Below are 10,845 nucleotides of genomic sequence, written 5' to 3'. Positions count from 1 at the left end.
GTGCGGCCGGCCGCGGTCGGACGGGCGGCCGGCCCTGTGCCCCGGTCAGCCGACCGCGGCCACCTCGGGGATGCGGAACGGCTTGCCGCAGCCGCCGCACATGATGGGGGCCTGGGCGAGCACGGAGGGGACGACCCGGACGTTGCGCCCGCAGTCGCAGACGGCCTTGACCCTTACGCCGCCACCGGAGGAGCCGTGCCGCGCGGCCGGGCCGCGGAAGCTGCGGCTGCTGTCGGCCGCGGTGGCGACGGTGTGCGCCTTGAGCGCTCTGGCGAGCCGCTCGATGGTGGGGCGGTACCGCCTTCTGGCTTCGGGGTTGAGCGTGACCAGGGAGAAGCCGCTGCTGGGGTGCGGCTCGTCGGCGTGGTCCAGGCCCAGCTCCTCGGCGATCGCCAGGAATCGGCGGTTGTGGTAGCGACCGGCGCGTGAGGTGTCGCGGACGCCACGGGATGCGGCGATGCCGTGAACTGCCTCATGAAGCAGCCGTTCGAAGGAGAGCTCGGCGCCGCAGGCGGACGAGGACTCTCCGATCAGGGATTCGGGCGCGGCCAAATCCGGCAGCTCGGGATGGTGCCGTTGAATGTCGGCCCAAGCGAGCGCCAGCTCGGCGGCGAGAACAGGTGTCGTGCTCACGTCGTGACAACGAGCCGGTACCGCTCAGTGTTCCGATTCCGGGGCATCCCAAATAATTTGCACGTACCAGTCAGTTTCCACTCATGCGGCCCGTGGAGGGCGGGTGCGTCTTTCTGTGGACGAGACGCGCACCGGGTGCCGAGCCGGTATGTATCGACGTGTACGTCCGGCGCACCGGACGGGCGGACGCTACGGGGTGCCTGCGCACATCGTGTCCCGCGGGCCCCGAAGAGACGGCGTGGTCTCAGGGCCGGCCGCGTGATCATGGTGATCGTACCGGCGATGCCGCGACCGTCCGAAGGCGGCCCGTCCACGTGATGCGGACGCCCTACGGCCGGGGGTGCGAAGCGCCGTACGCCACCCGGGTGAGGGGCGCCTCGAAGCCCCTGAAGGGCGCCGGAGAGCGGCCGTCTCCATGTCCGCCGCCGACCGGTCGGCGCCCGGGCGGCGCAAACGGGGGCGCGCGGTAGACAACCGGGCGCAACCCCTGGACTCTGGGATCGATGGGGGGTTGTCTGGACCGGGGGGTACAGCGCAACAAATCGGGGGCGGAAGACCATTTTCCTCAAGCTCGGGCTCTCGGCGGATAGGGGCGCTTTCCATGACACCCACGCTCGTACAGCACGGCCTCCAGCGTTCCGGCCCTTCCGGTCACCCTGCACCGGACGGCTCCGGTTCGGGGGCGCGCGCCCGCGACTGGGCCGAAATCCAGGAACGGATGCTGGTGCCGCTGTATGAGGCCGTGTACCAGCGGCTGGATGTCGGCCCGCGCACTCGGCTGCTGGCACTGGGTTGTGGTTCCGGCCTCGCCCTGCTGATGGCTTCAGCCCGTGGCGCGCAGGTCAGCGGGGTGGACATGGACGAACCGCGGCTGCGGCTGGCCCGGGAGCGGCTGGCGCCGGAGCAGGGCCCCGAAGCGGGCGGCAGCTCCGGGGAGTCGGCCGCGTGCCTGGCGCACGGCGGACCCGAGTGCATGGATCCTCCCCAACAGGGCCGCTTCAATCTGGTGACGGCGTTCCACCCGGTGGGCTGCGTCAGCACCGTCGACGGGCTGACATCCTCCTTGCAGACGGCAACGGCCCTCGCAGAGCGCGGCAGCCCGGTGGTGCTGGGCGGCTGGGGCCCGGTGGAGCGATGCGCCACGGCAGGCGTACTCCGAGTGGCGCAACGGCTCACGGATCCGTCCCTCCCCCTCGAAAGGACGACCTCGCCCGCGGCGGCCGGCTGGCGGCCCAGCAGCCGGGACGACCTGGAGGAGCTGGCGGAGCGTGCGGGGCTGCGGCCGGACGGTTCGGGCCGGGTGGCCTGCCCGTTCGGGTACGCCGATCTTCCGAGCGCGATGCGCGGGTTGTTGTCGACGGGCCTGTTCGACGCGGCGCTGCAGGTCGCCGATCCGGCGCAGGTGGAGAAGGAGCTGTCGGAGGCGCTGCATCCGTACCAGCGCGCGGACGGCACGGTCTGGATGCCGAACGTCTTCCGCTACTTGATCGCCCGGACGCGCTGAGCTCACTCAGCTGCCGTCCATAGCCCTCAGTCCTCAAGCCTTCAGTCCTCAGTCCTCGGATCTTCCGAAGTCGCGGGAAGTGGACGCGGACGTCATTCGCGTGGGCACCACGGCTTGGCGCTGCGGCTCGGCGCCACGGCTCGGCGCTGCGGCTCGGCGCCAGCAGGTCGAGCCGCCATGAGTGCCGGCGATGACGTCCGCGTCGGCTGAGCTCCGCATATCGGCATCGCGCACTCACCCCCATTCGCCCGTTCGTGAAAATGGCTTGGCAAAATCCAGAATCCTGGTTATTGTCATTTGCATGAACAGCGTGGACGAGCGGTTCCTCACCCGCAACGGACTGGCTGCCCGGCAGCTCGCGGCCCTGTTGCTCAATCACGACGAGGACACCCGCCTCCCGCGCGTCCGCGACTTCGCCGAGGAGCTCGGCGTGGGCAACGGCACGGTCCAGGCCGCCCTTCAGCTCCTGGAGGAGGCAGGTGCAATCGAGACGGTCGCCCGCGGCCACCTCGGCACGTTCCTCCTGCGGGCCGATCGGACCATACTGTGGCGCCTGTCGGGGCTCGGCACGCTGCTCGCCGCCATGCCCCTCCCCTATTCGCGGCGGTACGAAGGACTGGCCACCGGCCTGCGCACGGCTTTCGAGGGCGCCGGCGCCCCGTTCGCGATCACGTTCATGCGGGGCGCGGCCACCCGCGTCGAGGCCCTGCTGGAGAGCAAGGTCGACCTGGTCGTGCTCTCCCGCTTCGCCGCCGACCGGTTCCTCGACGAGCTCCCCCTGGAGCTGGTCGCCGATCTCGGCCCGGCCACGTACGTCGGCGCGCACGGCCTGCTGCTGCGGCACGGAGTGGATCCGGAAAAGCCGGGGCTTCGGGTGGCCATCGACTCCGCGTCGGAGGACCTGCGGATGCTGGCCGGGCGGGCGTTCGCCGGACGCGACGACATCCAGTGGGTGGAGGCGTCATACATGCAACTGCGGGACTTGTTCGCACGCGGCGAGGTGGACGCCACGGTATGGAATCTCGATGAGGTCCAGGACCACCTCGGGCCGGATGTCGACGTACTGCCGCTGGGCGACGAAATCACCCGCGACCTGTCTCTGCGCAACTCCAGCGCCGCGCTCATAGGACGGGCCCAGGGCGCCGCCGCCCTGAGTGCGGTGCGAGACGGACTGGACCTGTCCCTCGTCACCGATCTGCAGGGGGAGGTACTGCGCGGCGAGCGCATGCCCTCGTACTGACCTTGGAAGCGGCGGACCCCGGAGAAACCCCGACGCCGCCGCCCTCCCCCGCCACGAAACCAACCGTCGGCCTCGCCCACGAACGGCTCCTCCCTGCCCGAACCGAGCGTCAACCGCAGAGCACACCTTCACTCATTCGAAAAAGAGTGCTCACGACTCTCCCCAATATCCAAAATCCTGGTTACTGTCGATACCAAGTCCACCGCAGGCATCGCGAGGAAAGGACGCCCCATGGAGGACCGACTCGCCCTCCGCCTCCAGCTCTTCCGGGACAGCGGACAGGCGCCGCCGCAGGTGACTCGATTCGTCGAGGAGGAGCTGACCGCCCTGGCGGGCGAAGGCCACCCCGTCACCGAGGACACCGCCGGCATGCTGACCAGTCACCTCGTGATGGCCCTCACCCGGCTGCTGAACGGCGAGCCCATAGAGCAGTTCCTCACCGACGAGGACGTGGCGGCGGAGCTCGCCGACCAGCCCCGGGCCGTCGAGCGGGCCCGTGCCATATCCCTGCGCGCCGAGAAGGAATTGGGCGCCGCGCTGCCCGACTCCGAGATCAATTTCCTGGCGATGCATCTCGCCGTACTCCGCAAGAACGGACTCAGAAGGGACGTGTCATGACGAAGATCCTCACCGGCGGTGTCCGCAAGCTCGAGGTCGCCGAGACGGTGCAGAAGCTGGCCCTGGACGGCGTCGACGTCGCCGTCTCCAGCGACATGGACGCGGCGATGAAGCTGCGTGCCGGACAGGCCGATTACTACCTGGGTACCTGCCACACCGGCGCCGGCGCCTCGCTCGGTGTCCTGCTGGGTCTCATGGGCAGCGCCGCCTGCCACACCTTCGGCCGCTCCGTCCCCACCGAGGAAGAGGTGCGCGTCCTCATCGGCGACGGCAAGAAGGTCTTCGGCTTCGGCATGGACAAGATCGACACCGTCGCCCCCGTCATCGCCCGCGCCATCGCGGCCCACGACGCCTGACCCGGTCAAGGCATTGAGGAGTGAGCCGTGAGTGGGAACATCGCCGCCGCAGCCGTCGGCAGCACAGATCTCAGCCTGTCGCTGCCACAGCAGCTGACCGTCATCGTCCTCTGCGCTCTGACGGCCTTCATCTCGCACCTGGCCCTGGCCGTCTTCAATGACGGTGTACGTCCCTTCATGCTGGACTTCATCCAGGGGCGTACGACCCGCAGTGCCACCACGGCCGTGTCCTTCGGACTCTCCGCGGGCTTCATCTTCGGCCTGGGCGCGCCGATGGCGCTGTCCACGGGGGTGCTGAACCCCTGGCTGGTCTTCTTGCCCACCGACATTCTCGGCATTCTCTCGCCGAAGAAGTGGCTCGCGCCGATCCTCGGGGCCGCCTGGGGCGCGGTCATCGTCTTCGGGCTGAACGGCGCCAACAGCCTCGCGCACGACCTGCCGGTCGACTTCCTCACCGCGATGCAGCAGATGTCGACACCGATCCTCTTCCTCTTCACGCTCTTTCCGGTACTGGCGATCAGCAAGCAGTTCGGCAAACTGCGCGGCGGCATCGCGGGCGTGGTCGAGCTGGCGTTGGTCATAGCCACGATGAAGCTGTGGCCGGGTGTCTTCGCCGGAGCCATCGCCATGGCGGTGGGCGTGCTGATGCTGATCGCGTTCGCCGTGGCCAAGGACCTGCGGCAGCGCAGGACGGAGCGGGCTGAGCAGGCCGGAAGGGCCGACGGCCCGGCAGAGGACGCGTCGGGCGGCGACGACCCGATGGCTTCGTTGTTCAGCGCGAGCGCGACCCGGCTGCGCAAGCACCTGCCGCTGTTCATGGTGCTGGGTGCCGGTGTCTGCCTGCTGGCCCAGATGCACATCTTCGGCGGTGGGGAGGCGACCAGCTTCCTGATCGCCAAGGGTGACTACAGCGGCGCGGCCCAAGTGGACTTCTATCGCGTCTTCGGCTTCGTCCCGCTGATCGCCACCACAGCGCTGGCCTCGGGCGCGTACGGCGTCGCCGGCTTCACGCTGGTCTACCCGATCGGCTATCTCCTGCCGAATCCCTGGCTGGCACTGATATGCGGTGCCGTGGTCTTCGCCGTCGAGGTGCTGGCGCTCTCGTGGATCGGCCGGGTGCTGGGGAGGCTGCCGTCGGTGCGGGACTCCTCTGAGCACCTGCGCAGCGCGATCAGCGACTCACTGCAGCTGGCCATCCTCTTCGGTTCCCTGATGGCGGCCAACACCATGGGCGGCGGTCTCGGCATTCTCATCGTCGGCGGGCTCTACCTGCTGAACGAGGCGATGGGCCGGGTCGTGGTCCGCATGGCCGCGGCACCCGCCGCCGTGATCGTCGGCGGCGTCGTCCTCAACCTCCTGTACTGGCTGGACCTGTTCACCCCCGTCAAGGGCTGACGCGCTCCGTACGCAGCTCCGACCGGCGGCGTACGCGAACGGGCGAGCCACCGACCTCCAGCAGGACCGGCCCTCCGCCCTCCGCCCTCCGGCAGGAAGAAAGCAAGGCAGCACCATGCACGACATCCGAACCGTCACCGGTCCTCTCGCCCCCGCCGCCGTACGGGGCCCCGCGCTCGCACACGAGCACTTGGCGCTCGACCTGCGCCGGGACCCCGACCGGGCAGCGGTGCTCGACAGCCGGCACGCCGACGCGGTCACCCGCGAACTCGCCGTGCTGCACGAGGAGTCCGGGCTGTCGCTGGTCATCGAGCTGAGCTGCCGGGGCATGGGCCGTGACGTGGCGGCACTGGCCCGGATCTCCAAGGACTCCGGCGTCCCGGTCGTCGCGGCCACCGGCTGGTACTACGAGCCGTTCCACCCCTCCGAGGTCGGCGACGCCGGCGTCGAGGAGCTGACCGACACACTGGTGCGGGAGATCGCCGAGGGCATCGGCCCGGAGGGCATACTCCCCGGCGTCATCGGGGAGATCGGCAGCCACGGCGACCGGCCCAGTGAGCCGGAGGTCCGCACGCTCAAGGCGGCCGCGCGGGCGGCTGTGGCCACCGGCCTCTCCGTGGCCACCCACGCCCAGCTCGGCCGGGGCGGCCTCGCCCAGCTGGCGCTGCTCACCGCCGAGGGGCTGCCGCCGCACCGGATCTGCATCGGCCATCAGGACCTGCTGGACGACCCGGGTGTGCACCGGGAATTGGCGGAGCGGGGGGCGTACGTCGCCTTCGACACGGTGGGCAAAGAGAGTTACCAGAGCGACGCGGCCCGGCTGCGGCTGCTGCTGGAGCTGGTGGCGGCCGGACATGCGGACCGGGTGCTGCTGAGTTGCGACATCTCCCGGCACGGCTATCTCCGGGACGAGGGCGGACAGGGGTACGGCCATCTGTTCCGGTCCTTCCTGCCGCGGCTGCGGGCGGCAGGGCTGGACGACGACCTGATCGACCTGATGACCCGCCGCAATCCGATCCGCTTTCTCACCGGAGCGCACACAGAGGAGGCGGTCTGAGATGCCCGCACAGGAACGGCTGGCTGGGCAGCGGCCGGGGACCGGGGACGGCCCCGGAGCGGCCTCGACGTCCAAGACCTTGCCGAAGACCTTCCCCTTGCCGACCGTGCCGCTGGCGGACGCCGTCGCGCGGCAGAACCGACTGCTGGAATGCGTCGCACGGCACTTCACAGGCGAGCAGCTCTTCGAGGCGGACGCCGGCGTCGTCCCCGGGCTCGGCCGGCCGCGTACGACCGCCCGGGTGGAGGCCGTACTCGCCGACTTCTTCGGGGCCGAGGACGCCGCCCTCGTCCAGGGGGCGGGTACCGGCGCGATCCGCGCCGCGCTCTCCGCGGTGCTCGGCGCGGGTGATCCGCTCCTCATCCACCGCGCACCGGTCTACCGCACCACCGCCGTCACCCTGCGCGGCCTGGGCATGGCGGTGACGGAGGTGGACTTCAACGACCGTTCGGCGCTGGCGGAGGCGCTGGACAGCGGGCGGTTCTCCTGGGCGTACGTGCAGCACACCCGGCAGCGGCTGGCCGACTCCTACGACCCCGGTGAGGTACTGGCGGCGTGCCGCGCGGCCGGCGTGCGCGCGGTCGTCGACGACAACTACGCGGTCATACGGGTTCCGAAGAGCGGAGTCGAACTGGGCGCCGACGCCTCCTGCTTCTCACTCTTCAAGCTGCACGGACCGGAGGGCGTCGGTGCCGTGGTGGGCTCGGCCGACCTGGTGTCGCGCGTGCACGCGGACAACTACTCCGGAGGCGGTCAGGTCCAGGGGCACCAGGCGCTCGACGCGCTGCGCGCCCTCACCCACGTACCGGTGATGTGGTCGCTGCAGTCCGCGATGGGCGCGGAGGTGGCCGAACGGCTGGCGGCGGGCGAGGTACCGGGCGTCGCCGAGGTCCGCATCGCCAATGCCCAGGACCGCTGTCTGCTGGTGCGGCTGGACCGTCCGGTGGCCCGCGAACTGCCCATCGTGGCCGCACGGTACGGGGCGGCGCCCTACCCCGTCGGCTCCAATTCCCGATACGAGATCGCCCCGTTGTTCTACCGCATGTCGAGCTCGTCCCTTGAGGACGCGCCGGAGCTCGCGGAGTGGACCGTGCGGATCAATCCCATGCGCGCCGGCGCGGATCTCGTGCTCGACATCCTGCGCCGATCGCTGCGCGACCTTCGTGAGACAGGGGGCTGACCGTGTTCCTCGACGCCGTCCTCCACCGCAACCCGGAACTGGTCGCGTTCGCAGCAGAGTTGCACGACACCGGGGCCATTCCGCCGGACACGTACGTCATGGATCTGGACGCCATCGAGTCCAATGCCGAGCTGCTGGCCCGGGAGGCGGACCGGCTCGGTCTGTCGCTGTGGTTCGTGGTCAAGCAGATCGGCCGCAACCCGGAGCTGATCGAGGCCATCGCGCGGCACATCCCGCGGTTCGCGGCCATCGATCCGCCCGAGGCCCGCATTCTGCACGCCGCGGGCGCGCAGGCCGGCAACCTCGGCCATCTCGTCCAGATCCCGGCCCGTGCGCTGCCCGAGATGCTCGCCTGGCGCCCGGAGACCGTCACCGTGTACGACCTGGCGAACGCCCGAGCCGTCTCGGACGCCGCCGCCCGGCTCGGATTCGTGCAGGACGTACTGATCCGACTGGAGGGCGCGGCCGGTGCGGTCTATCCGGGGCAGGAGGGCGGAGTACGGCTCGACGGCGGTGACGACGGCCCGGACGGTGCGGATGGCCCGGACCGAGCGGATGATCGATGCGGTTCCGTCGGTGGTCCGAGCGGTTCGATCGGCGACCGAACCGGGCCGGACGGTCTGGACGGTCTTACCGGCATGGACGGTCTCGCCCGCATGGACGGTCTGGACGCGTTTGTCGCGGAGGCCGAGCGGCTGCCGGGGATCCGGGTGGCCGGTGTCACGGCGTTTCCGTGTGTGCTGTGCGATCCGGATACGGGCGAGCCGCGACCCACGCCCAACTTCGCGCTGGCCCGTGCCGCCGTGGAGCGGCTGGCCGCCCGCGGTTACACAGACCTCAAGCTGAGCGCGCCGAGCGCCACATCGATGGCCACCCTGCCGCTGCTGGCGCGGCTGGGCGCGACGCACGGGGAGCCCGGCCACGCCCTCACCGGCACCACCCCGCTGCACGCCATCGACCATGCACAGCCGGAGAAGCCCGCGTACGTGTACGTCAGCGAGGTCGCCCATACGCTCGCCGACGGCCGGCCCGCGTTGTACGGCGGCGGGTTCTACGCCCGGGGCGGCGCCAAGGAGGCGCTGATCCCGCGTACCGGGGCTCGGTTGCGGGTCGAGGACGCCCCCGCCGCGAACATCGACTACTACCGGCTGCTCGCTCCCGGGGACGCGCGGGTGGGTGACACCGCCGTGCTCGCCTTCCGTACCCAGATCTTCGTCACCCGCAGCAGCGTGGCCGTCGTCTCCGGACTGGCCTCGGGCACGCCGAAGCTCAGCGGCCTCTACGACCCTCTCGGGAGGCCCTACTGATCAGCCACCACCGCCCGCCAGGCGGCCCCGCTCCCCCGTCGTCCCCTCCGTAATCCGTACCTGCTTCACCCGACTCGGACGCCAGGAACCGCCATGAGCAAGATTGTCATCCTCGTCGTCGACGGCTTCGGCATCGGCGCGATGCCCGATGCCGGAGCGCTGCGCCCCGGCGATATGAAGGCCGACACCCTCGGCCACCTCCTTGACCACCACCGCGCGACGACCGGCCGCCCGCTGGAGTTGCCCACGCTCGGCGCGCTCGGGCTGGGCTCCGTGCACCCGCATCCGGATCTCGCGCCACACCCCTCGCTGCCGGTCGCGGCCGGCCGGGCGGCGCTGGGGTATCCGGGCGCGGACACGTATGCGGGGCACCAGACGATGATGGGCGCCGACTTCAGCCGGGTGACGGTGGCCCGGCTCGCCGAGCACCTCCAGGAGGTGACCGCGGCGCTGCGGGCGGCCGGGCACCGTACGGAACTGCTCGACGGCAAGCCGTTGCTGGTGGTCGACGGGCGGGTGCTGGTGCACGACAACCTGGAGGCCGATCCGGGCATCAACTGGAACGCCTCGGCACGGCTGGACGAGGCGCCGTTCGCGCAGGTGCTGGCCGTGGCGCGGGTGGTCAGGTCGGTCGCGCCGGTCGCGCGGGTGATCGCGGTGGGCGGCCACGCCGACGGGCCGCTGCCCGGGTTCGTACGGCACGGGGAGGCCGGCACGGTCGGGCTGGACACCCCGGCCAGCGGCTTCTACCGCAACGGCGGGCTGGAGGTGCAGCATCTGGGCGCGCCGCTGGACCACACCCGGCAGTTGCCCGAGGCCGCCGCCCGGGCGGGCGTGCCCGTCACGCTCGTCGGCAAGGCGGCCGACATCCTTGCCTGCGAGGCGGCGGTGCGCCGGCCGGCGGTGGACACCGGGGAAGTACTGGGGCACACGCTGGACGCGGTGCGCGAGGCCGGGCGGGGCGGGAGCGCGGGGCCGGAAGGGGCGGTGCTGGTGGTCAGCAATGTGCAGGAGACCGATCTGGCCGGGCACCAGCAGGACCCGGAGCGGTATGCGGCCGTGCTGCGGCGGGTGGATGCGGGGATCGCGGCGCTGTTGCCGCTGCTCACGGCGCCCGGGGACCGCCTGATCGTCACCGGCGATCACGGCAACGACCCGACGATCGGACACGCCTTCCACACCAGGGAGTTCGTGCCGGTACTGATCCACCGTCCCGCCGCTGCGGCCACCGAGCGTCTCCCGGACGCCGCGTCGCTGGCGGACGTGGGCGCCACCGCGGCCGTCGCGCTGGGCCTGAGCCCGGCCGGCCTCGCCAGCGGCACTCCACTCCCCCAGGAGTGTCCTATACGCGGCGCAGAGCACACTCACACCTCGCACCTCGCCCATGCCACGGAGGCAGCGGGCCCGGAAGGCCGCACACACTGACGGGGGCGAGGGCGGTGGCAGGGGCCGAGTACGTACACGTCTCCCCGCCTGCGTACGAGGGCCCCAGCCGGATGGTGTACGCGTACGGCCCCGGCCGGAGGGGTCCGGGCGGGGCCGTAGAGGCGGAAGG

General features: G+C 71.1%; 10 protein-coding genes. 9 read left to right on the top strand and 1 reads right to left on the bottom strand.

Translation table 11 applies throughout. The features are described 5' to 3' along the window. Positions 1 to 45 precede the first annotated feature (45 nt). Positions 46 to 633, bottom strand: a complete 588-nt coding sequence (locus ABT381_RS22720) for a hypothetical protein (RefSeq protein WP_351597284.1) — start codon at positions 631 to 633, stop codon at positions 46 to 48. A gap of 601 nt (positions 634 to 1,234) precedes the next feature. Here ABT381_RS22720 and ABT381_RS22715 point away from each other — a divergent pair. From ABT381_RS22715 to ABT381_RS22675, 9 genes are all read left to right on the top strand, one after another. After that, positions 1,235 to 2,137 (top strand): class I SAM-dependent methyltransferase, encoded by a 903-nt coding sequence (locus ABT381_RS22715; protein ID WP_351597281.1) that lies wholly within the window; start codon positions 1,235 to 1,237, stop codon positions 2,135 to 2,137. 301 nt (positions 2,138 to 2,438) lie between these two features. Then, positions 2,439 to 3,377, top strand: coding sequence for a GntR family transcriptional regulator YhfZ (gene yhfZ / locus ABT381_RS22710; RefSeq protein ID WP_351597279.1), 939 nt, complete (start codon positions 2,439 to 2,441; stop codon positions 3,375 to 3,377). A gap of 231 nt (positions 3,378 to 3,608) precedes the next feature. Continuing rightward, entirely contained in the window at positions 3,609 to 3,995 is a 387-nt protein-coding gene (locus tag ABT381_RS22705) for a PRD domain-containing protein (protein ID WP_351597277.1), read from the top strand. Continuing rightward, a complete protein-coding gene (locus tag ABT381_RS22700) occupies positions 3,992 to 4,351 on the top strand; it encodes a DUF2620 domain-containing protein (protein WP_351597275.1) in 360 nt (119 codons plus the stop codon). The genes ABT381_RS22705 and ABT381_RS22700 overlap by 4 nt, the downstream gene beginning before the upstream one ends. Before the next feature lie 27 nt (positions 4,352 to 4,378). After that, the gene (locus ABT381_RS22695) at positions 4,379 to 5,746 is read left to right on the top strand and encodes a YhfT family protein (protein ID WP_351597273.1); all 1,368 of its coding nucleotides are present in this window, start codon (positions 4,379 to 4,381) and stop codon (positions 5,744 to 5,746) included. A gap of 115 nt (positions 5,747 to 5,861) precedes the next feature. Beyond that, positions 5,862 to 6,803, top strand: coding sequence for a phosphotriesterase family protein (locus tag ABT381_RS22690; RefSeq protein ID WP_351597270.1), 942 nt, complete (start codon positions 5,862 to 5,864; stop codon positions 6,801 to 6,803). 1 nt (position 6,804) lies between these two features. After that, positions 6,805 to 7,983 (top strand): aminotransferase class V-fold PLP-dependent enzyme, encoded by a 1,179-nt coding sequence (locus ABT381_RS22685; protein WP_351597267.1) that lies wholly within the window; start codon positions 6,805 to 6,807, stop codon positions 7,981 to 7,983. 2 nt (positions 7,984 to 7,985) lie between these two features. After that, positions 7,986 to 9,290 (top strand): alanine racemase, encoded by a 1,305-nt coding sequence (locus ABT381_RS22680; RefSeq protein WP_351597264.1) that lies wholly within the window; start codon positions 7,986 to 7,988, stop codon positions 9,288 to 9,290. A gap of 93 nt (positions 9,291 to 9,383) precedes the next feature. Then, the gene (locus ABT381_RS22675) at positions 9,384 to 10,715 is read left to right on the top strand and encodes a phosphopentomutase (RefSeq protein ID WP_351597261.1); all 1,332 of its coding nucleotides are present in this window, start codon (positions 9,384 to 9,386) and stop codon (positions 10,713 to 10,715) included. Positions 10,716 to 10,845: the final 130 nt, after the last annotated feature.

Source organism: Streptomyces sp. NPDC000151 (genome assembly GCF_040301705.1).
GTDB lineage: Bacteria > Actinomycetota > Actinomycetes > Streptomycetales > Streptomycetaceae > Streptomyces.
This window is presented reverse-complemented; position numbering and strand designations above follow the sequence as displayed.